11 protein-coding genes are annotated in these 23,744 nt (G+C 57.9%); 5 read left to right on the top strand and 6 right to left on the bottom strand.

All coding sequences use genetic code 11. From position 1 onward, the window contains the following. Positions 1 to 2: 2 nt before the first annotated feature. The 3 genes from ACQKPZ_RS11635 to ACQKPZ_RS11625 all read right to left on the bottom strand — a co-directional run bounded on the left by ACQKPZ_RS11635 (position 3) and on the right by ACQKPZ_RS11625 (position 8,420). Entirely contained in the window at positions 3 to 2,519 is a 2,517-nt protein-coding gene (locus tag ACQKPZ_RS11635; RefSeq protein WP_427537972.1) for a fimbria/pilus outer membrane usher protein, read from the bottom strand. Positions 2,520 to 2,721: 202 nt separating this feature from the next. Further along, on the bottom strand, positions 2,722 to 7,839 hold the full coding sequence (locus ACQKPZ_RS11630; RefSeq protein WP_427537970.1) for an RHS repeat domain-containing protein: 5,118 nt from the start codon (positions 7,837 to 7,839) through the stop codon (positions 2,722 to 2,724). Between the two features lie 2 nt (positions 7,840 to 7,841). Further along, positions 7,842 to 8,420 carry a hypothetical protein gene (locus tag ACQKPZ_RS11625; RefSeq protein WP_427537967.1) on the bottom strand — a complete coding sequence of 193 codons (579 nt, stop codon included), beginning with the start codon at positions 8,418 to 8,420 and terminating at the stop codon, positions 7,842 to 7,844. 320 nt (positions 8,421 to 8,740) lie between these two features. Between ACQKPZ_RS11625 and ACQKPZ_RS11620 the strand changes: the two genes are divergently transcribed. From ACQKPZ_RS11620 to ACQKPZ_RS11605, 4 genes are all read left to right on the top strand, one after another. Further along, positions 8,741 to 10,567, top strand: a complete 1,827-nt coding sequence (locus ACQKPZ_RS11620) for a hypothetical protein (protein ID WP_427537964.1) — start codon at positions 8,741 to 8,743, stop codon at positions 10,565 to 10,567. Between the two features lie 87 nt (positions 10,568 to 10,654). After that, positions 10,655 to 13,126: a hypothetical protein gene (locus tag ACQKPZ_RS11615; protein WP_427537961.1), complete on the top strand. Its 2,472-nt coding sequence runs from the start codon at positions 10,655 to 10,657 to the stop codon at positions 13,124 to 13,126. A gap of 1 nt (position 13,127) precedes the next feature. Next, positions 13,128 to 16,010 carry a hypothetical protein gene (locus tag ACQKPZ_RS11610; protein ID WP_427537958.1) on the top strand — a complete coding sequence of 961 codons (2,883 nt, stop codon included), beginning with the start codon at positions 13,128 to 13,130 and terminating at the stop codon, positions 16,008 to 16,010. 72 nt (positions 16,011 to 16,082) lie between these two features. After that, the gene (locus ACQKPZ_RS11605; protein ID WP_427537955.1) at positions 16,083 to 19,931 is read left to right on the top strand and encodes a hypothetical protein; all 3,849 of its coding nucleotides are present in this window, start codon (positions 16,083 to 16,085) and stop codon (positions 19,929 to 19,931) included. Between the two features lie 49 nt (positions 19,932 to 19,980). On the opposite strand, the gene ACQKPZ_RS11600 is transcribed toward ACQKPZ_RS11605, so the two are convergent. The 3 genes from ACQKPZ_RS11600 to ACQKPZ_RS11590 form a co-directional block, all read right to left on the bottom strand. Continuing rightward, positions 19,981 to 20,520 carry a fimbrial protein gene (locus ACQKPZ_RS11600; protein WP_427537952.1) on the bottom strand — a complete coding sequence of 180 codons (540 nt, stop codon included), beginning with the start codon at positions 20,518 to 20,520 and terminating at the stop codon, positions 19,981 to 19,983. A gap of 79 nt (positions 20,521 to 20,599) precedes the next feature. Further along, positions 20,600 to 21,325 carry a fimbrial biogenesis chaperone gene (locus tag ACQKPZ_RS11595; protein ID WP_427537949.1) on the bottom strand — a complete coding sequence of 242 codons (726 nt, stop codon included), beginning with the start codon at positions 21,323 to 21,325 and terminating at the stop codon, positions 20,600 to 20,602. 65 nt (positions 21,326 to 21,390) lie between these two features. After that, complete coding sequence (locus tag ACQKPZ_RS11590) at positions 21,391 to 21,936, bottom strand: fimbrial protein (RefSeq protein WP_427537946.1); 546 nt, start codon at positions 21,934 to 21,936, stop codon at positions 21,391 to 21,393. 269 nt (positions 21,937 to 22,205) lie between these two features. On the opposite strand from ACQKPZ_RS11590, the gene ACQKPZ_RS11585 reads away from it, so the two are divergent. Further along, complete coding sequence (locus ACQKPZ_RS11585; RefSeq protein WP_427537943.1) at positions 22,206 to 23,741, top strand: hypothetical protein; 1,536 nt, start codon at positions 22,206 to 22,208, stop codon at positions 23,739 to 23,741. Positions 23,742 to 23,744 lie beyond the last annotated feature (3 nt).

Below are 23,744 nucleotides of genomic sequence, written 5' to 3'. Positions count from 1 at the left end.
GGTCATGGAGTAGGGCAGCGCAGGGTCTGCAGATGGTAGCCTTGCTCTTCTGGCATGGTTGCCGGGTCGATCTTCAACAGGCAGCGCTGTTCTGCACGTTCGCCCCAGCGCGCTTCCAGGGTTTGTGCCTGGGCATCTGTTGCAATCAGCGCCTGGCCCGCCTGGCCCACTACGGCCAGGTGCTCGCCCTGCTGGTCATTGAGCTGGGTGCCGAAGGGCAGTGGCCGGCCGTCGGCATGCTGCAGGGTCAGGATCAGGCGGCTGACCTGGCGCGCTTTGAACGCCGCCAGGGCGACCGCGCCTCGGCGTGGCACAACCTGAGTGGCGCCATTTTCGATTTCAACATCAGGGCCGAGCTGGTCGGTTTGCAGGGTGACCTGATTGATCCGGTAGGGGCGCATGTGGGGGGCAAGGATGTAGCCACTGTTGTCGGTGCTGCCACCGGGCACGTTGTCGACACCTACGCCGGGCACGTCGGGCACATGCACCAACGCCGTGGTCTCGCCCAGGTATTGCCCCAGCACGATGCCGCCGGCGTGCGCCAGCACCGCGCCACTGGCATTGACCGAGACGCTGCGGAAGTCGTCCGCTTCGGTGTAGCCGGCACCCACGTTGACCTTTTGCGTCTGGTAACCCATCGATACCGACGCCGTCTTGCGCTGCTGTTCGTCGTTGGCCAGCGATGCCAGGTAGCTCAGGCGGTTGTCCTGCGAGCCGCCGCTCAAGCTGGCGCGTTCGCTGAAGTGGCCGTTGCTTTCCTGCACGTCGAAACTTGCCGTCGTTGACGTGCCCCAGTCCAGCGGGATGGTCACGCCCACGCCTACGATGCGGTCGCTGCCGTTGTCGTCGCTCAACGACTGCGAGGCATACAGGTTGATGCTGACCCGGCGATACTGGGTATTGAACTGGAACTGGTACTGGCGCCGCTGGCGGTTGGTGTGCCAGTAATCGTCCTGCGACAAGGTCAGGCTCAGCGAGTTGCGGTTGTTGAACGACTGGTAGATCGAGCTTTCCAGGCGGCTGCGGCGGTTGCCCTGGTAGCGGCTGGAGGCGTTACGCTGCTGCACGGCTTCGTCGAACTCGCGATAGCCCTCGGTAGAGTAGCGGTAGCCAGCGAAGCGCAGGCTGGTACCGGTCTGGAAGGCTTTGCCGTAGCGCACGGAGTAACTCTGCCCCTGTACCTGGCCGCCTTGCTCGCCAAGATCGGTACGGGCCTGGGTCACATCCAGCGACACTGCGCCAACGGTGCCAAAGTCGCGGGCGATGCCAAGGTTGGCAGCATCGTAGTACTCGCTGCCCAGCAGCCCACCATACAGGGTGGTGCCCCACTGGCCGCCGCGGGCCAGCGTGGCTTGCCACAGTGTGGGGTTGTCGATGCCGTCGGCGCCGTCATAGCGGCCAGCCACCAGGTTGTAGCGCCACACGCCTTCGCGCAGCAGGTTACTGAGGGTGGAGTAGGGCTGAATGAAACGGCGCACTTGGCCATCCGCCTCGGTGAGGACGATTTCCAGGTCGCCGCTGCTGCCACCGATACCCAGATCGTTGATTTCGTAAGGGCCGGGGGCAACGTAAGTGGAGTAGATCGGGTAGCCGTTCTGCAGCACTTCGAGCTTGGCCCGGGTCTGGGCTACGCCGCGAATGACGGGCGCGTAGCTTTGCATCACGTCGGGCAGCATGCCCATGTCGGTGGCCAGCTGTACCCCTTTGATGGGCAGGCTGCGGAATACGTCGCCACTGCTGAAGGTTTCGCCAAGTGTCAATGTGCCCCACTGCCCGGGCAGGTCGTGCTGGGCGTAGGTATTGAAGTGCACCCAGTCCTGGCTTTCGCCGTCGTCGCGCCAGCTTTGGCTGCTGCGCAGGCGCCAGCCACCCAGGTTGATACCGCCATTGAGGTATAGGTCCTGGCTGCTGTTGGAGGTGCCGGTGCGGCCGCTGAAATGCTGTGCAGAGGCCTGGTAGCTGACAAAGGCGGCATTGATGCCGTCGTCCCAGCGCTCGGGGGCCACGCTGCCCGCCACATCACGGCGCAGGGCCGCTTGCGGGATGGACAGCGCCAGCCGCAGTTGGCCAGGGTCCAGGTCGTAGGTGGCGTCGGGCACCAGGGCGGGCAGGTCCACACAGCGCTCGTCGCTGGGCAAGGGCTCGGCCAGCCCCTGCTCGCGCAGGCCCAGTTCGCGCAGCAGGGCTGCGCTGAGGCAGGGCTCCAGGCCCTTGCCGTCGCTGCGTTCGCGGAAGTCGATTTCGTGCTTCCCTGCCGGGGCCAGGTTGACCAGCACTTCAACCTGATAGCGGCCAGGCGCCAGGGAGGCTTGAGCGGCCAGGGTGTTCAGGGCGGCTATGCTGGCGTCGCTGGATTGCCCAGGGGTTTGGCGCATGAAGTTGGGGTTGAATTGCAGGGGGCGTTCATTGGCTGTAACAGGAGCGATAGATATGAATAACAAGCTAATATTTGCGCCTAAGCAAAGTAGAGCTGAGTAAAGGCTTGCAGGCAACAATCGGTTTCGGATGATGGTACGCATAAGAAAGAACCGTTGATTTGCGCCAGCCGAGAGGCCCTGCAGCGCTAGCTGTTAAATTTGACATGCCGCTCAGGATACATGCGCGTTAAGGCGGACGAAGATAGCTAGACAGTGGGTTCTGCTCTGTAGGAAAAATCCGAATTTTGAGGGTATATAATCTCTCATGTTGAGTAGCGGCCTTCGGCGAAGGCCGCCTAAGAGGTTATGTACCTGGCTTCAGGGCTGGTTGGCCTATGGCGAATCTGCCATTTCTGAAGTCCCGGATTGTACCGACGGGCTGCCATTTACCTTTTCCGGCTTGCCTGTAGCCACCTTTCACCGGACCCACTTCTACAGTGGGTGCTGCAGGGGGCTGACTTGGAGAAATGCTGAGAGGTTCTGCTATAGGGGTGGTAGCTTCTGGCTCTAGCGAGGAAATAGAGGTTTTCCTGGATGAAGTTGCCGATACGGAGGGTGCTTCATCAAAGATAGGATTAGTACGGGTGATGAAGTTATCCGTCATGTCTAAAGTGGGTGCCTTTCTCGGAGCGGATTTTGTGATTTTTTTGATGTTATTAGTGGTTTTGTGGATGTGGACTGTCTTATAGTTGTTGTGGACGGTTTTGGTAGTTATAGTAGTTGTGGTATTAATATCGTCGCTAACTGCAAATACCTTACCGCTTCCGTTTGCAACTTTTCCCGCGCCCCTCGCTGCGAACTTGCTATACCCCATAATCCCCAACGTACTCACCGCACTGGCAATCCCCAGCCCGAACGCCCAGTCATTAGCCGCCTCGCTCATTGTCAGCAGGGCCGCCCCACCCACCACCGTCGAGGCCACGTCAATGACAAGGCTGCCTGCGCCGAGGGCAAACGCCATGGTCAGGCCTACCGGCGGCAGAAACATGAAGCTGACCACGGCAAAAGCAGCACCCAGGAGCACGCCAATCCAGGATCGCAAGTCTGCCTTGCCCTTCAGTGGTTTGGGTGGGATGTAGGGCTGCTCCGTGCTGTGTCGCATGCCGTAATGGCCGCTTGGGTCGTGCCAGTTGACCGGGTTGCCGCCGCAGTACACATACGGGTTGATGCCCGCAACTTCAGGCGCTGCGAGGTCCGGGCTGTGGAAGCGCATCAGCCCGGGGTTGTAGGCACGGTAGCCGCGCCCCAGCAGAGACCAGCCCAACGCACGTTCGCGGGCTTCACCGTTGAAGCCGAGCAGGCCCACCAACTGGTTGTTGTCCGGTGAGTCGCCGTAGGCGGTATACGTGTTGTCGTGCAGTTCATCACTGCTGCATTCACCCAGCACACTGTTTGCCGCGTCGGTTACGAACAGCCGGTTGTCGGCGGTTTGGGCCGGGCGTTGCAAGCCCAGAGGGCGGTCGCCGGCGTACAGGTACTCGGTAAGAAAGTCTGCTTCGCGAGTGCTGGTCACCCGGTAGCCCTGGTAGCGGCGCGATACCTCTGCGTCTTGCGCTTGGCGCACGCCGATCAGGTCGTTGTGGCCGTCGTAGCGGTAGCGGTAAAGGGGCTGCCCGTCGCTCGCCCGTCGGACTTCACTCAGGCGGCCACGTTCGTCGTACACCAGCCGGTTGCCGTGCTCGTCGTTCAGCAGGTTGCCTTCGGCATCGGATTCGAACGCCTGGCTGGCCGGGTAGTCGGGCTGCAGGGCATGCTCCGCCCGTGTCAGGATGAAGCCGTCGTAGGTATAGAAAGCTTCGTCTGCTGCACCGTCGGCAAAATCGGTGTAGCACTCTGTGAGGTTATTCAGTTCGTCGTAGACGAAAAACTGATTCTTGATCGCGCGCCCAGCCGCGTTCTTCGGCAGGGCGCTGCCAGTGCAACTGTGTTCTTCCAGCCGGTCGAGTGCATCGTAGTTGAAGGTTTCCAGCAACAATTGTTCGCCGTCACGGGTGAGGGCGCGGGTACGTAGTTGGTCATCCTCCTGCCATGTCAGCACGATGCTTTGGGTGAGGGTGGAGCCATCCTGCCGGGTGAGGGTTTGTTCGCGTTTGTCCTCGCGGCCTAAAGGGTCGTAAGTTTGCTCGCACACCAGCACCTGTTTGTTGATCAAGTCCTGCGTTGTGGTTTTCCAGAGCCGCCCCAGCTTGTCGTACTCGAATGAGGCGACCAGGTCACCTTGACGGGTCTGTTCCAGTTGGCCCAGGTCGTTGTAGGCGTGGTCCACTCCAACGCCGTCACTTTCGGTGTAGCCCAAGGGCAGCCCCTGGAACGAGTTGCGGTAGTCGCAGTGGTAACCCTTGGCATCCTGATCTTCCCATTGGCTTTTCAGCAGGTAGCCTTGATCGGTGTAGGTATAGCTGTGCTTGCCTTGTGTATCGCTGGCTGTACTGATGGCCGAGGTTTTGCTGTCGTAATCGAAGGTTGTGCTCGGCACTGTGTCCACGTCGATCTGGCTGGGCTGGGCCGAGCGGGTGGGGCGATAGTGGTAGGTAAACGTGCGCTGCGCCGTGGTGCGGGTTTCTACCAGCGAGGTGTTTTCCTTGTAGGTGTAGGTTTCTTGCTGCAACCCGGCCGTCAGCGCCTTCAGGCGGTCGAGGCCATCGTAATCCCGCTGCCAGGCCAGGGTGGGTTGTACACCTTTGCGTCGCTCGACCAGCAGTTGCTCGGCCAGCGGGGCAGCACTGTGTAGCGCGAAATGGCTGAGCACCGCCGATTGGTCGGGCCGTTCGCTACGGGTTACCCGGCCTTCGGAATCGTAGGTGTACTGGTTGACTCGGCTGACCGGCCTGCCGTTTCGGTTGAAGGTGTGTTCTTCACGGGTGCAGCGAGCCAGGCCGTCGTAGCTGAAGTCATGGCGGCCAGCAATCTGGCCTGCTTCGTCCAGCCGGTATTGATAGGCCGGCTTGTCGAAGTGATTGCTTTCGGTAACCTGCTGCTGTTGACGAACCCCCGGTTTGTCCGTTGTCTCGACCCAGTGGGTGATGATGTCGCCCGATTTGCCGAACGGCGAAAATTCGCTGTGCTGCGTCGTGCCATTGGGCAGCGTGGTCTTGCACAGCCGGCTCCAGGCATCGTATTCGAAGGTGGATGTCAGCTTCAGGGTCTTGCCGTCATAGTAGTCAAAGGTGGTTTCTTCGCTCATTTGACCAAGTTCATCGTACTTGCGCTGGGCAACAACTTTACGTTGCCGCAAGGGTTTAGCGCCTGGCGAGGTATCCGGAACTTCCGTTTCGCGCTCTTCGGTCACCACCCGGCTGCAGCCATCGAAGGTGACGAAGGTGCTCACGCCCGTGCTGCCGGTAACCGACTGCGAGGCCAGCCCGGCTGCGCCTTCCTCGGGGTGGGTGACCAACCCGTACTGATGGATGACCTTGGCCTCGTCCTCGCCTTGGCCTGGCGCAACAGTTTCTTCCTTCAGGCGTGCGAGCGGGTCGTAGATGCGGCGAATGCTGTTGCCGGTGTCATCCTCTTCGTACACCGTCTGACCATGCAGCCCAGATGCGGCCGAGCGGGTCGTTTTCTGCACCAGGTCAAAGCCGCACACGGTTTCATCGGTCCAGTATTCCAGGCCGTGCCCCTCGTCGACGAGCTTGCGGTAGCCCCACTCAATACGTGAAGTGCGGCTTTCGATGGCTCGGCGCACCGGGTTGGCGCTGTCGTCACCGTAACGGGTGGTCACCTGGTAATTCGGCCGACCGTGCAGGAAGGCATTGTCTGGCATGTTCAGGTAGGCCCGTTCCACTTTTATCAGTAGCTGTTCGCGTTCGTCGGGCTGCTGAACATCGAATACTTGCAGCACCTGTTCTTCGCAAGGCGCAAGCCATTCGCTTGCCTGGCCCAGGCTGGACAGCGCCGGGTAGGTCTTGTAGGTCAGCCGGGTCCGTTGGACGGGGGCATCGCCGGGCAACCCGGGCAGGGGGTAGACAGTCTTGCATTTGATGTTGCGCACAAAACCCTGCGGGTCGGGCGGGCAGGCCCAGGCTTCGCCATGCTCATCGTCGTCCTGCTTCTCGCCGGCCTTGTCATAGTACGCGTAAGTGATGCGTACGCCGGTGGGGGCTACCTCCTCGGTGACGTTGCCATAATCGTCATACAGGGTGGTCGCGGTTTCCAGGCGAAGCTTGCTGGCGTCAGCACGTAGTTTGTAGCGTTTGGTGATGGTCTTGGGCAGCTGGAAGTAGCGTGGTTGATCCTCGAAACTGACGCCGGCGCGTTCGTGGAACTCGGTTGCGGTTTCTTCGATACGGCCGTCTTCTTCCAGCGTTTGCCGGGTCAGCAGGTGGTGGCGGTTGAATGTTTGTGTCTGTGTGCGCGCGATCTTGCCCGCCTTCCAGTAATGGGCAGTGACGCTGTAGTGGTAGGAGGCACTTGCCCGGTACAAGTTGTCCTCGCCGTCGTCACGCCAACTGACAGTGCTGTTGCTGCCCACATAACTGTGCTCTACCTCGACGTTGTTGTCCTCATCGAAGTGCTTGTAGGTGTAGGTCGTTTTCAGCGGTGGCTGATCGGCACGGGGCTTTACTTCATGGCTGGTTACCCGTGGCAAGACCCTTTGCGGCTGTGTATTGGGCAACAAGTGGCCCGGGTCGTCATTTTCGCCGTAGCGGATTTCCTCCACGGCCCCCATGGGCGTGGATACTTTCGCGAGGCAGGTCAGGCCGCGGGCGGTGGTATAGCCGAAGCGCCAGTTGCCGCCGGTTTCATCTGGCAGTTTGACCTCCACCAAAGCCCGGTTTTTCAGCTCAAGCCTGTAGCGCATGAAGGGCTGCCCATTAGCACCTGCCCCTGGATGTGCATCGATGGTTGCCCCGACATCGTTGTACTTCAGCTCCAGCAGCAGCGTGCCATTGTCATCGACGATGCTGGCCAGTCGGCGGTTCTCAGGGATGTAGCTGAGTGTTATCCCGTGGCCGGAGGGCGCCCTGACTTTATTGGGCAAGGCGACGGGGTTGAGCACATCGTGCAGTGTCAGTATTTCCACAAGGCCGGACTTGTGGACCACACGGAAGGGGCCTTTGCCGTCACCGGGTTCAGCGCTGTCATCGTAAAAGTAAAAGCTGTGAATTTTCTTTTCGCGAATGGTGGGTTGCGTTCCGGTACCTGTCACCTTGTAGCTTTCACCCGTGTGCAGGGTAAGCATCCGGGTAGCGGGCTCATAGCGGGTCATTGCCAGTTGCCAGCCAGTGCCGAAGCCCGCGTCTTCGTTGTTGAAAGGGCTGTACGACAGGCGCAAGGGCAGGCCGGGGCCGGTCAGGTCGTTGCCGGCCGGCACTTGCAAGTCAATGGCCAGGTTGTACTGGCCGGTACGCTGGTCGACATTGTTCTGCACGAAACTCTGAAAGTTGCTGGCGTTGCTGTGTACTCCAGAAGCGTTGATCATGATCAATTGCTCCTCGGGGCGATGGTTACCACGATGCAGGCAAGTTCTCCTTGCTCGATCTGCTTGCCTTTACCGGTGATTCGGAAGCCACGGCTTGGCACATCGCTGTCGAGGCCGCTGTTGGTCAGGTAGCCTGGTTTATCCGGGCTGCCCGCGTAGATCCAGATCTTGTCGATGCCCATTTTTTCCAGTGAAGCGTTTGTGCGGCTGGTGTCGAGTTCAACCCAGGCACTGTTGGCCTTCTCACAGCGCTCATTATCAGTCAGCAGGAACGTCGATTTGATCGGCACGTTTCGGATGCGAATGGAGTGAGGGTCTCTGCCTTCTGGCGGGCATTGTTTTTTGGGGAGCAGTTTCACGGTAGTGCCGCTGCCCGCTTCCGGCAGCTCCAACCCGCAAGAAGGTTCGGTGCTGTTGTCCACGGTCTGGAAGAGGGCGAGGATGGGGGTCGGATCGGCCAGGGTTGAGCTGGTGGTGCCGGCTGCAACGGCGGCCACACCGCTAACAAGCAACGGTACAGCCAGTACTGCCTGTTTAATGGCTGAAGTAATCGTGAGGCGGTCGTTATGAAGGTTATTCATTGTTCAAGGCTCCTTGTTCAGGTTGTATGAACAGATAAAAGAAGACATGCATTTGCATTGCAGGGCCAATAAAGGCGTGTTGCCTGTCTGGAGCTTATTGAAGTTGCCGCACTGCCGCACCTGTCAGAATTAACAGGTGCGCCGGGATAATCGGCGAAGGCTACAAGAGCACACCTGTTTTTTCTGTTTTGTCACCTGGCAGATTTGTCAGGTCTGGCTTTCCCCGGCGTGCCACGTGCCACCTGTTATTTCTGCCAGTAGCCAGCCGCTGTGGTGCACCATGACACTAAGGGTATCTTCAACCCATCAGGAGTATGTTCATGATGCCCCGACGCTCAGTGGACGGCAGGGACGAGCAGTCCCAGCACAACCCCCCGCCTGAAATCCCGACGCAAACTGCGTTGGGTGAGATTGATGTCAATAACCTGAATGGCGACGATCTGGAGTTTGTAATCAAAGACGCTGACATCAAGTTTGGTCAGTACATATATCCGATCTGGCGCGGAATCGCCGCAGACGGTACGCCGTTTGATGAACTGGATGCAATGGTTGAGGTGCCCATAGACTACGACACTACAAAAACGATGACCGCCAAGGTGACCAATCGTTTTGTAGAACCTTTTGACGGTGGGTGGGCATTTTTATCCTACAAGGTTGATGATGCAGATGAGGACACGCTGGATTCAAAACGTGTCTTTTGTTACCTGGGTTTGCGCGACCGTGGTGATAGTGCCGAAACGTTGGCGGTGGCGCAGGCGCGGGAATCGCATGATCGTGTGATTGTCGCTTCAGACCTTGAGAGTGAAGGTGTGCGCCTGCTGGCGCCAAGCTACCGGGCCATGCAGGTCGGTGACAGCATCGAGCTGGTGGCGCGCATGTTCAATGCTGCAGGGGACGAAGTTACGCCTCCGGCAACTGAGCTGCATGAGGTGACCGAGGCCAATGCCGGTGAGCCGTTGCAATGGCAAGTCGCCAAGTCACACTTCATTCGTGCGCGGGACGGCCGGGCAAAGTTTCAATACACCATTACCCTGGGGGGTAACGGCGAGCAAGTTTCATCCCCTGTGCAGGAAATGGCCGTAGCAAGGGCGGAAAGCCCGGTTGACCTGTTGCCTGAGGCTACAGTCGATGGCTTCACGGGTGCGCCGCTTGACCCGGGCATGTTCCCCGATGGCTTGATCGTTCGGGTGCCTGCATACCCGGGGGTTCAAGTGGGTGATCACGTGTTGCTGCACTGGAAAAGCCCCCGGGCGCTCGAGCCTGAAGTGCAGTTTGCACGCATGGATACGAGCAGCCTGCAAAGCGACGAGACCGTCTTCCGCATTGACGCGGCTTTGCTTGAACCGGGTGAACATCAAGTGTTCTACCAGTTTGCCCGTGCAGGGCAGGCGTTGACTTCACATAGCCTGGAGGTCGCGTTCGAGACGGTACGCAACCTTGCAGCGCCAGGCATCGAGCGTGCCGAAGCGGATGAGCCTGGCACGCAAAAGCTTTTGGCGGACTACGCAATTCTTGGCGCTTATGTAACGGTACCGGATGTGCCCTTGCGCCCAGGTGAACACTTTGAGGTTCACTGGGATGGTTATGAGCATAACGGCAAGCAGGTGACCGACACACCGGAGGAGGGTGACGGCCGACGATTCAAGATCGACCCTGGTGTGGTCGCCGCGAACATGCATCAGCCTGGGCAAAATCACAGCAGGCGGTTCAAGGTGTTCTACCACATCGTCGATGATAGCGGTGCGCGCTCTGCACCTTCTGACGCGGTGGACTTGCGGGTTCAGCCGCTGGTCATCGATAGCAACATCAATTGCCTGGAGGCCGAGACCAACGGCGAACTTTGGCGGAGCAAACTCAAGACCAACGGTGCAATGCTTGAAGTTTCCGGGAGGCTGCTCTGGCCGTTCGCGGCACCCGGTCAACTGTTCACGCTGGCCATTGAAGATGGCGCCGTATTACGTAATCGAGTGCCGGTCACTGCCGGCGAACACAGCAATGGGCGCATTCAACAGTGGTTGAATCTTGCAACGTATAACGGGTTGGAAGAAGGCAGGCAGTACACCTTCTATGGGGATATAAGTTTCGATAAGGGAGACAGTTGGCACAAACTTCGCCCGCTGTTAATTATTCCCAAAAAGTCCAAATAAATGACTGTGCAATTGGCCGCGCCGGGTAAGTTGGCGGGTGATGTGCCGTTGCGCTGATTAACGCATGAAACATGGAGTCAACTACCAATGAACAGTAAAGAACCTGTACGGGCTCGAGCCGTGGGTATTCAATCGCTTGATGAATTTTTGAATAAAATGGACCAGGGGGCGCAAACATTGAAGTGGGATGCGCTGCTGGTGTTTGACAGGGCGGCGGCGAACGCCCTGCTGACGCAAGAGTACATTGACCGTATCGACATTGAGGATGTGTTTTTCCCTACGCTGCCCGACGGTGTGGTCGAGTCAGGTAATGGTATCGAACATGTCCTGCTAGGCCTGGTACTTGACAAGCCACGGTTGTCTTTCGAGAACGCAACTATCCAGGATTCGAAGGGCAAGTTGCAGATGCGTCTGGTGGGCGGTAAGCATCTTGAGGTAATCGAAACGTACCGTGATGGCGAGCCTCACAGGAGTGTATCGGCCCTGACCGTCTACAACGCTGCCACGCGCGGGATCCTGGAGATGGAGATAGACCTGAAAGCCGTACAAGGCTCCGTTGATGAGAGCGGCAAGGTGTTGCTTGATTTGAAGGACGGCTTGGACCATCTGTTCAGTGGCGGGGCAACAGGGCCTGAAAAAATACGCTTGGGGTTGTACTTTAAAAAAGTATTGGACGACTGGAGTGAAGATGATGAGCGGATTACGCAATTCCCACTCAGCGAGATGGTCGTTGATAGCAATTCGCCAATAAATCCAGGCGTATTTGGTATTCGCACTCACGCGGCGCCCGGTGCTACTGTGCTCGGCACCGAAAATTTTGGCGAAGGCGCGGTGGTTGTGTTTGTTGCAATGGTAGGCAGTGAACCTGGTGCGTACCCCCATGACGATACTGCAATGCTGTACATGTTGCCTGATGCGACTATTCCGTATACCAGTAATCTGGTACTGTCGCAAAAATTTATGGCTAATCAAGCCATTAAGGCTGGCCTTGATCAATTTCAATGGATAAAGGGAAAGTTCGATGTTGAAGAGCTACCTGGCGAGCGCTATAAGCTGGTCGCGAACGGGTCGGCTGCTTACGGCGTAACTTACGAATATTATGATGATGGTCATGGAGGAACTGGACAGCCTTGGCGCTGGCGTCTGTCGGTTAATGGAATTCGCGCTCAGCTATTTTCCAAGAGCGATGAATTGGTATTCGAGGGCAGGAAGCTTAAGGCGCGCTGGCGCTCTACTGGCAAGGCAGGTGAAGTGGTATATTATTATGAGACTGGGAGCACGGGAGGGCGCTATAAAAATCTAGCTATCAATATGACAGTGTCTATTGATGTTGGCTACAAGTTTGTGACTGATACTGCGGAAGGTAAGTCGCTCCTGAAATTTGTGATGGATGATTTCAACATTGTCACGGAAGTTGAAATCGAAGACGGCTTCGGTTCTGGCGAAGGTGCTTCAGCCGCCAGGAAAAGTGCCCAGAACATTGTAGCTGATTTGAAAGCCAAACTAGCGTCAGAGGTCGAGGTGAAAGCCAGAGAACTCATGGATATGACGTTCGAAATCGACGCTTTGCGTCTGAACAACTTGCTCTTCCGTGGTGAGAACGTCGTAGCACCGCGCGACGTGGCCCTGCCGACCGACCTGACCCTGCTGGGTAACCTGGCGCCCAAGCGCACCACGATGGTCATAAGCCCTTCGGAGCCGATCGTGGCAAGCGGTGGGATCATCGACTTCAGCGTTCCGCCTACAGGGGAAAGCGTCACCTGGGCCGTTAATAACCTCCCTGGCGAAACCGGCGAAACAGGAGCGTTCAAAGACCCGTCGGTGGGACGCTATACGGCCCCCTCCGATGACGCATTGCATACAGAGGGCCAACGTCGACTAATCGTGACGGCCACCAGTGGCGAGCTGGTCAGCAGAGCACTGGTTAGCGTTGTACCAAGCCACGTCACGGTAAACCCCTGGGTGGCGAAGGTGGATGTGGGCCAATCCTTTGCGCTGTCTGCGGGAACGCCAGACGGTGCTGCACTGAAATGGGATGATCCCGAACTGGGTACCGTAGGCCCGGATACCGATCCGCTGAACCCCGGGGGTTACAAATATACCGCACCGGTAAAACTGCCCAAGCGTGAACCATCAGAGCCGAATCACTACAGGGTGCTGCGCCTGGACGAGGTCACCGTTCGACCAGCGGCGGGAGGCGATCCAGCGAGAATCGACATGCTGGTCGTTGGTGCCAAGAACCGCAATTACTGGATGGAGCCAGAACCCAGGAGCGATGGCACCGTCGCGCTTCCGTTCTACAGGCTTGACCTCGATGGGAACAAGGTCAAGGTTCCCGAGCCAATCGAATGGACTGTGCTTCGCGGCAGAGGCTCCGTCGACCAGGCTACCCAAGTCTATACCCCTGGCGCGGATGAGGACGACCAGTACGTAATCATATCGGCCTACCAAGTCAACGACGATACCGCCGACAGGCACGACTACGTCATCTTGCCACTGCCGTTCGTACCCGTACGCCATTACGCCGATATCCTCAACCGCGCCAACAAGGAGGTGTGAGATGGAACGTAAGGCTAGTTTGCCGGAAAAACAGGAAACCTCGGTACGCTTCGGTTGGGGTGGCATGCTTGCCCTGGACCGGCGCCTCCTTGATCTTGTGCTTCGTGAACAGTACCTCGACGCACTCGGTAACTTCGGTGCAATGGACCCTATCCATCTGGAGGCCTACCTTGATGAGGCCGAGCGAATCAGCGTTTCGCTGCAAGGGCTGATACTGGGTGCGCCGCAGGTCAGCTTCGAGCATGCAACAGGGTTCGGCTCGGGCCTGGTGCTGCGGATGAACATTGTCGCCGGGGAATACATGCGGGTAGTGAAGCTTCCTGGCGCACCCAAGCGCGTCGTGGAAAGCGTTACCCTTACCGAAGCCATGGGCTATCGGGTCGAAGCTCCGCTGGAGTTGCGCGTCGGCCGGCTCAAAGGTAGCCGGTTCACCCTGCTGGAGCTGGACCTTGCCAGCGCGGACACGTTCTCCACCAACCTTGGGCCAACCCAATATGCCCAAGCCATGCTTGGCCGGCGGTTGCAGGAATCGATCAGCTACATGCGGGCTTACCAGCACACCTATTCCCTGGGCCGTTTCGTCATGGACGATTACTACCCGCTGAGCCCGGAACAGTTCATGGTGCGTACGATGGTCGCTCCATGGGGGCAAAGCGAAGGCAGCCCTCGGTACGGGGATGGTGCAGTGCTGGTCTACATGAAGCTGGGGATCGACTTGCGCCCAGGCGGGCAGCCAAACCCTGGCACCGACTTACCTTATCCGATTGCCGAAGGTGCGAGCGATCTGCCGGGTACGCTGATCCTCGTACCGGATATCGAGGAGCTGAAGGCGGGGCAAACGATGGATGTGCTGCGTACTTTCAGCCTGCCCGGTGGCCATGAGTTCGTGACGCGGGCAGCAAGCCCAGGTGTCGATCTTGTCCTGACCGGAATCTGGCAAAAAAGACCGGGCGCGGTAACGGTCGAGCCCGCCTTCGCGAACGTGATACCTAGGCAGTCCATCGCGTTCACTGCTGATGGCGCAGCGGGCCAGGTGTTGTGGTCAGCCACCAACCTGAAGCGCCCAGCGGCGGTTGGCACATTCAATGGCACCAGCTACAGCACAAGCCCGGCAGGCAGTTTTGTCGAGGACCAGCAGATGGTGCTGGTAACCGCCACTGCGTCTGAAGCCGGTGACCCGGTGCGTAGTCACGCGTTGGTAGTGGAAAGTGCCCGTGCGGTGCAAGTAGCACCGCGGGTTGCCACATGGGTGCAAGGTGAAGCCCCGATCGAACTCCGCGCCTCCAGTGTCGACGGCGGTAGCCTGCAGTGGAGCCTGGTCGAGGCGGTACTTCTGTCGGGGGGCGACAATCGGGTGCAAACGCTCGATCAGCCGATAGGTGAGCTTGACGACAAGGGTGACGGTCGGGCGATTTTCACGCCCCATCCGCCTGGCGGCGACCGCGATTTTTTCAAGGTCCAGCGGATCCGTTGCACCAACCGGTTGACCGGGGATAGCGCCGAAGGCGCAGTGGTGGTGATCCGCTGGCATGCGAGCCTGAATGTGGCTCCGTTCCATGTGGCTCAAGCCTTGTCGGTGCAGCCTATACCGTTCACGGTAATGTCTGAAGACTTCAAGCAAGACCTTGGTCACGCTGTGACCTGGACTGTAAATGGGGAGGGGGAGTTCCAGGGTAACCTATACATTCCCCCGGAAAGTCCGCAATTGCCGGTTGCGGTTGTGACTGCGTTTGATGGCATTGATCGCACCGGCTACGCCATCGTCGAGTTCAGCGAAAGCCGGCAGGGAACAGCCGGTCTGTTGTCATGGGAACTAATAAGCACTTTCGAGCTTAAGGCCCTCGGTGCACCCCAGTGCTACGCCAATGGTTGGCAGCAAATCGAAGTCGAGGTGACCGTTGCTGCTGCCAATGATCACAATGGTCAACCGGTCGAAATCTCCGACGCCGATATGGCCACGTTGAAGTTCTTGAATGCCGACAGCAATAACGATCTGCCTTTCCTCGCCCCGCTGGAGGAAGCCTTGGCTGCCGGAGATGGTGACGAGGAAGACTGGGCGGTCAACAGGGATGCAAACAACATCCAGCGTCAACCTGCAGTGCAGGCTGGGGGGAGCGCGCCTTTGCAGACCAGAAACCGCCGATTTTTCCTGCATTCCCGTAAGCCGGGGATGATCCGGGTGATTGCGTCGATACAGAACACCTTGACAGGAAAAGTGGTTACGTCTGAACGCATTGGCGAAAATGGTAAACTGGAATTGCGCGGGCAGGACATCCCGTCCTTTACCCAGGAGCTGTACTGCTTCAGGCGTACGCGCGTAGCGGGGGATACGTCACCGTCCGAGGGTGATGAGTTCGCTTACGTCGACACCAGTACCGATAACTGGTTGCTAGAGCACGTGCTCAGAGAGGGCCGGGTGACCAAGTTTGCCCGGCTGTTTATCAAGGATACCGATAAAAAATCGGGTGTGCGTTGGTCGTGGCAGCCCGGGTCGTCCACGCCGCCTATCAAAGACGATGATTTTGTCAGCTTTACCGGGTTCTCTTTCGAGTCGAATAATGGCCAGATCAGGGACGAATTGTTGTTCGACGGTCTCCTCTACCGCATGGCCAGGAATCGGGGATACACATTGCCGAGCCAAGTGCAGGGTGCGAAGCCGGGTGCCGGGCAGTTGATGATCACCCTGGAGCGGGATTCAGGCTTTGTTCTGTCGAGTGGCCTCGAAGATCCGGGGTATCGCCGGGCACTTGAAAAGGACCTGGAGTTCACCCTGCTGGATGTGGAGGGTAACACACATCCGTTGAAGTTTAGTTTTGCCGTCACGGCGGATGAAGAGAAGAAGGGCATTACCCATCGCGATGTCCTGAAACTCTCGATTCGTTAAACAACGGCTCACCTCAGTGCGCCTGTGCACTGAGGTGAGATGCAACACAATCTCCTTCGGATGATAAATAATATGGCTATTGAAACCGTACTTCACTCCAATGCATTCAATGCGTCCGGTTTTGTGCAGAACACAGTCGATCCGCGCACTGGCCAGTACGCGCTGAGTATCAACCTGCCCTCCCTCGTGGGTAACTATCAGGTTGGACCAGAATTGCCGATTCGCCTGGTGTTCAATCCATTCAGCGACAAGAACGCCGGCTTTGGCCAAGGTTGGTATATCGACCTTACCCAATACGTGCCGACCACTCGCATGTTGCGGCTTCATACCGGCGAAAGTTTCAAGGTGACCGGGTCTGGCGATGAGCCAGGCATCAAGGAAAGAAAACTCGAAATGTTTCGCTTTTTCGATGACAGTGCGGGAGGCAAGAAGCAGTATCGTGTGGTTCACAAGTCCCACATGGAAGAAGTCCTGAGTGAGTACGGGACCGGGAATAATGTGGTGGCATTACCTTCAGAGATCCGCGCGGCATCGGGCCATCGTATCCTGTTGAAGTATGACAACAACCAAAGGCTGGAGCAGATTGTCGACGGCACGGGCCTGGTATTGCTGGAAATCAGCTATGGCACCACGGTAATCCTCAAGCTGCACCCCCATGCCAATGATGGCAAGCCGGTCGCAGAGTACAAGCTCAGCCTGACCGGTGGCGAGTTGCGCCAAGTTGACTTGCCGGGTGAAGCAGGTGGCAACTGGCGTTTTGAATACACCACCGCCAATGGGCTTACTTGCCTGGCCAAGGTATCGACACCCTACGGTAGTGTGGAAGATATCCGCTATGGGGAGAATGGCGATACCGGCCACCTGCTGCCAGGGGGGGGCGCGCGCGCAGCGATACCGCGGGTAACCTCTCATACCGTCAACCCTGGCGCAGGCCAGCCGTCGATGAAAACCACCTACACCTATACCATCTTGAATGAGGGTATTCAGGCCCCGCACAACTTTGTAGGTAATGGCAGCGGTGTCAGCTGGCGTGACGATGGCGAAGACAACCTCTATCGCGCCCGGTCCGATTACCTGTATGCCAGTATGGCTCACCAATGGGGCAAGGGCGCTGATGGCAAGGACCAGGTGTTGCGCACCACCGAGCGCACTTACAACCGTTTTCACTTGCAGGTGAATGAGGTTGTTGTGCAGGGCAAGAACCAAGTCGCCAGCAGCACAACGTATCACGGCAATACGGCGACTGAATTCGACAATCAGCCGAGCAACTTCCAGCTACCGCTGGAGCAAGGCAGCACATGGTCGGTGCAGGGGGAGGCCTCTCGGGTACGCGAGGAGCCTGCCACCAGAACCGAGTATGACCTGCATGGCAATTTGATTGCTCAGACCTTGCCCACCGGGCAGCGTACCGTTATCGAGTATTACCCTGGCGAGGATGATCCGGACGGTTTCGTGCGCAACCAGAAGAGCGTGACGGAATACCCTGCGGCGGGTGGCGACGAGCCTGCACCTGTATTGCGTCGACACTTCGAGTATGAAGAGCTCCCTCGGGTGGGGTACCCGGGGGCCTCGGCCAAACTGCCCGCGTCCGTGTGGTTGGTGCTGACAAAGGAGAGCCTGTTTGAAGTGGTTGGCGAGGTGGAGCAGCCGCCGTTGCAGGTCACTACCACCCGCCCGATCGATGATGCCACCGACCTGCTGCGCCATGGGCGCCCGTTGCTGCAAACCTTGCTCATGGGCGGTAAAAGCACCAACACCGGTTTTACTTACAGCACGGAAGACCTTGCTGGGCACCCTGTGCTGGTGACCGAGCAGCAGGTGACTGGCTTCGATCATGGCGAGATCGACCCGGTTACTGGCCTGCCGCGCAATGTTTGCAAGGTGATTACGCTTAAGCATTCGATACTCATTGGCGAGCCCGTTCTGAATCGCGATGACAACGATGTTGAAATCGAGTACGCCTACGACGCTCTGCGCCGTGTGATTCGGGAAACGGTGTCGCCCAATGACGACAAGTACAAGGCGTCCCGCACCTACGAGTACGGGCTTGTGAGCGGGGCTGGTGGCCAGGCCTCGCAAAGTCGGGTGGATGTCAAGGGGGTTGCTGTCCGCTCGTACATCGATGGTCTGGGACGAGTGGCCAGGGAGGAGCGTCATGATGCCGATGTCGACGGTGGGGATGCCCTTCTGCGTCAGGTCTTCCGCCCTCGTAATGCGTTTACCTACGATGAGCTTGGCCAGTTGACCGAAGCCGTCGAATACGATTGGAAGGGCGCCGAGCAAATGCCGCTGGCGACCCGCTATGACTACGACGACTGGGGGCAGCAGCGTTGCGAGATCGGTCCGGATGGTGTCAAGCGGTTCCAGGAGCAAGACCTGATCGGGTCCAACCCTTTCGGTTCGGACCCCAAAGGCAACTTGCCTACCCAGACCGTGTGGAGTGAGTCTGCCGATGGAACGCTGAGCCTGGGCAAGACCACCACCTGGCTGAATTTGTTTGAGCAACCTGCCTTGGTTCGGCGATTCGACCTGGCGAACAAGCTGTATGCCAAACATGAGTATTTCTATGACGGGCTGGGGCGAAATGTGCGCGAAATCGATGCACGCGACACCATCACCCGTTCTAGCCATGACGTATTCGGCCGTCTGGTGGACCAGACCCTGGCAGACAGGTCCGTGGTGCATCGCGACTATGCTGTGCACAGCAGTGAAGACCTGCCGATCAGCATCAGCGTCGGGGGCATCGTGCTGGGTGAGCAGGTTTTCGACGGCCTGAACCGAATGATTACCTCCGTTACCGGGGGGCGGGTTCGCCACATGCAGTACGAGCCAGGCCAGACCAAACCAAGCAAAGTGAAGACGGCCGCCGGCAATGTCATCGAGTACCAGTACCTTCCGCAGTTGGGTGAGGAACCTCAAGTGCGGCGTATTCCGGGTCGACAGGCGGACTATGAATTCGACCCGCATAACGCGCGGCTCACCTGGTGCAAAGAGGAGGGCGAGGAACTCACCCGGGCCTATTTCAGCACTGGCGAGATCAAGCAGGAAACCCGTACGATCGGGAACGAGACCTGGTCCATGGAATATGGCACCAGTCTGCTGGGGCGCCAGTTGTTCTACAAAGATGTGCTCGGTCAGACGCAGACGTACGATTACTACGCCAGTGGCCTGTTGGAGCAGACTGCGCTGGGGACTACCAGTAGCCGGTTCTTCTACGATGGGCTGGGCAATACCCAGTGCATTCTCACGCTCGATGGTACGCAAGGGTTGGCCACGGAGCTTGAATATGACCACCAGGGGCGGGAATGCCTGCGCAGGTTCGTGTTCCTGAATACCGTGGTCGAGGCACCGATCGAAGGTTTCCAGTTTGCCAATGATAGTGTGCAGGCGCTGGTGGACACAGCAGGGCTGCTGGTACAGGGGGTACAGGAGCTGGGGCAGGAATACAGCCAGCTTGACCAGATCACGTCCAAACGCCTGTCCGAGAATGGTAGTGTCTTGCGTGACGAGACCTACAAATATGACCGGCGTGGTCGCCTCGAGGAGTATGTCTGTGAGGGATTGCTTTCCCACAGCCCGAAAGACCCGGCTGGAAAGACCATTCGTCAGCAGTTCTTCGAGTTCGATGCGCTCGATAATATCACCTGGTTACTCACCGACTTCGAAGAAGAGGACGGTAGTAAAGACTCAAACGAGGCTAGCTACCTGTTTGAAAATGACGACCCCGCCCAACTGACAGGTGTGAAAAACACTCATGCTGACTATGCCGACTTCACGCTGGAATATGACGAGGACGGCAACATGAATGTGGATGACAAGGGCAAGGTGTTGACGTATGACGCCCTGGGGCGGCTGAGCAGCTACGATGGTAGCGGCTACAGCTACGACCCATTGGACAGGCTGTCGGGCCAGGAGGCATGACGCAGATGCAATGAAGATCGGGCCGTGAGGCCCGATTTTTTTGCCCTGCTTACGGTATGTCCACCCTGAACTGCACATCACTGTTAGCGGAACCAGCGGTTACCTGTGTAGCGATTGCTTTGTAAGCAGCAGAAAACAACATGTCGGTAGGTTTGCTGTCATGCAGGGGGTACTGCTTGGAGGCGATCCCGTTGTCTACGGGTGTACCCACATTGTCCTTGATGATCAAAGCCAACCCCGTGGCGCCACCTGGCTCCAAAGCGTACAGTGTGCCGCTGGCGCCGGCGCCGCCGTAATTTCCGGTAAAGGTTACGCTGGCATTGGCACCGGGGACTAGTATGCAGCCTCTACCGGGGGTAAGGCGCAAACCAAAGGCGCGGTTTGCAGCCTCATCATCTGGCTGCTTGAACTGGGCGGCGCTCACGTTGCCCATGTAGATTCTGCTGGCGGGCAGGCCGGTCGAAGGGTCGATGACTTCAATTGCACAGGTCCCGCTGTGGACCTGACCAAAGAAGTTGATCGAACCCGTGTTTGCAAGCGCTTGTTGGCTGACCATGGCAAGTCCAATGGCAACGACTAAGGGCTTCATAAAAAGTGTCCTGTTCAAGGTAAGTAGCAATAGAAAACGAGCCCGTAGGGGCTTGATCGGATGTGACCCAGGGGCGGGCTCAGGGCAGGCTCGACAGTGCTTTTTGCATCGGCGGGGTAGCGACCCCGTAGTCATTGATGGTGGTAAAGGTCAACTGCAAGCCATTGAGCGTTTTGATCTGGGCCAGTTCATATACCTGCAGACCAAATGGCGGCGCCATGGCCATTGCCTGGATCGCTTCCGTTCTACCAGCAGTGCTGACCTCAAGGCGGCCGAACGTGTAATGGTAGGGCGTTGGGTTGTGTACCACGAGTTCGACACGCCCAGGGCCTTGGCGCACGGACCACTTCAGCTCGCCAATGCGGTCTGCGGGCCGGTCTTTCAATTCTTTGGGGCGATAGAAAAGCTTCAGGCGCGTACGCAGTGCAACATTGAGTACGTTGACATCCTCCGGCGTTGCTTCGGGGATCTCCTGAACATTCAGGTAGAACAGCGTTTCCCGATCCTCGGGCAACTTATTGGGCAAGCGGCTGATCTGCACCATTTGCTCCTTGCCGGGGTCCAGGCGGAACAACCCGGGCGAGGTTGCCAGGGGGACGGCTGTATCGGTGTCGTCCTTTGCGGTGTTGACCCAGCTTTGCACCGCGTAGGGGCGGGGGCTGGGGTTGGCGATCACTACGGAGGTGCTGCGTTTGTCGCTGTCGAACACGATTCGCGTGGTATTGACGGTCAGCGCTGCCTGAGCAGTTTGCATCATGCCCGCGAGGCAAATACCCAAGGCAAGGCGGCGCAGGTGAATCTTCATCTGGCGATACCTTTTGAATGGAATGAGGAAACCTCAGGCGGCGTCAGCTCGCCTGAGGTGCTTTCTCATGGGATGTCGACAAGAAACTGCACATCGGTATTGGCTGTACCGGCGGTGACGGCGGCCCCAGTGGACTTATAGGCCGCAGAGAAAATCATGGTGGTGGGGTTTGTGTCATCCAGTGGGTAGTCTTTGGAAGGCGTGGCGTTGTCTATCGGTGTGCCGGCATTGTCCTTGATGATCAAGGCCAGGTCGTTTGCCCCACCTGGCTCCAGTGCATACAGCGCACCACCTGTACCTGCGCCGCCATAGGCGGCAGTGAAGGTCACCTTGGCACTGCTGCCAGGGGTGACGACGCAACCAGCACCCGGGGTGACACGCATGCCGAAGGCGCGCGACGCAGCTTCATCGCCTATGGCCGCGAACTGCGAAACGCTGACGTTGCCCATGTTGATACGGGCTACCGGCAGGCCGGTCGACGGGTCGATGATTTCGATCGGGCAAGTGCCAGCGTGCACCTGGCCGTAGAAGTTGATCGAACCGGTATTGGCGAATGCTGCATTGCTGGCAAGGCCAAGCAGGATGGCAAGCGGGATAAGCTTCTTCTTCATGTTGAACTCCACTGTGGAACAGTTGTAGGCAGGGTGTTTCGGCCTATGGATTTCTGCCGGACAACTGGACGGCAGGTGAAGAAAAGATTAGGTCGTCAGGTAATAATCGCATGTAGGAAAATACCGATAAGTGCTTGGTAAAATCCTAATGCGTGATTCTGCTTCAAGAGTGGGTCGCTTCTTCACGCCCGGCAACTGGCAAAAATGCCAGTTTTCAATGTTGCCTGTTTATGGGCAAATCAGGGCTTTGTTGATGGGAGAGTGACGTCATGAGTAGGGAGAAAAAGAAAGAAAGCAATGAGCGTGTTGGAAAAGAAGTTTTGGACGCATCGGCAGCCGCAGAGGCTTCGGTGTTGCTCGTCATTGGCTATAACGATGTATCGCAGCTGAACAATTTATGGGCCGAGCGCTATGCGCGCAGTGGTCACGATGTAGGCGAGGGTGAGTTGGTGGTTGCCGAGCGCGAGATGAACAGAACGACTTGGGAGCTGAGCCTGGTGAACCTGGGCTACCCAAAGTTGCAGTTCGATACGTCAGGGCAAAAATTGAATTTGTACAAGAACCTGCTGACCGACCTGCGGCTGGCGTTGAGTAAACCCAATGGTATGAATGCGCGCCAGGCTGTGAGAATCGAGCAGTCGGACGCCAGCGTCGGCAAGGTGCTTGAGGTGATCTTTGATCTCAATAGCAGTCATATCGAATACCACACAGGGGAAGGCCGTGAGGTTCGGCTGCACTGGGCGAAACCTGCTACTTACGTAATAGATAATGACCGATTGAGTGCCGACCGGTTCAAGCAGCACTATGAGCCGTTGAAGCGAATGAAGGTCTCAACCTTGACAATGCCAATGTCTGTTTTTCTTGGGGACGTGTGGGTTTATTTCAACTATGACGATTCGCAGATACGGGCCCAGGTTTTCAACCAGCCTGGTCAGGTAGCTGCCCAATCAGATCCAATTCAGACGCCATCGTACGCAGACTCGGCAGTCGGTTTTCATATCGTGGCATTCCCGATCACCCTGACCCAAGTGCCGCCATTGGACAAAGACTGGGTCGTTGGGCTGTACGCGCCCAGCAAGTCAATGAAGTGGACAGCGGGAGGGTATATGCCTCCGATGGAATACTACGTCGGTGGATACGTTATTACTGAAGCTGCGACGGCGCAAACCAAGGCCACTATCCATGCACAGCCACTGCAGTGCTCTCCACTGATTAGTTTGTGCGATGGTGGAGGCAAGCTGGAAGAGCTCCAGCTGATGCCAGCAGGGGCGCAGGCAACCTGGGGGGCGGAAGGCACACTGCGTGGCGAGCTGCTGCTGCAGGACGGCAAGCACCACTACAAACCGCCGCAATCAATGCAACCGGCAGTGCGTTTCAATGAAGGCGGGGACACATTCATACCTGCCGCCTACCGCGCGTCGCTGGCTACCCCGACCGCCACAGATATCATCAAGGTAACTGCAGGGGGGCAAGCGGCCTATGCTACGTTTGTAATTCGCTGGGTACACCCGACGCACTTTATCCGGGTTGCCAGGCACGTCGGGGGCCTCAAGCTTTCATTGTTTTACTTCAACCTCGATCAAGAGGAAAAAGCGGTTGCAGACTCGCGTGTATCCTGGCAGGTAGTTGCGGGCAATGGCTCGGTTACTTCAGGCGTTTTCAAGCCGGCCGCGAACAGCCCGAGCCCTTACTCTGTCGTCATGGGGGTGGACACGTCCAGCCTGGATGAATGGCGCTGGGGGCTGACGATCATTGCGATGCCGATGCTCGATATTGACACGCTGGTCGACTACTACTCGCGTTGAGCA

The sequence above is a fragment of the Pseudomonas sp. NPDC089547 genome (assembly GCF_050280665.1).
Lineage (GTDB): Bacteria > Pseudomonadota > Gammaproteobacteria > Pseudomonadales > Pseudomonadaceae > Aquipseudomonas.
Note: the sequence above shows the minus strand (reverse complement) of the source record. Positions and strands in the feature narration are given on the sequence as shown.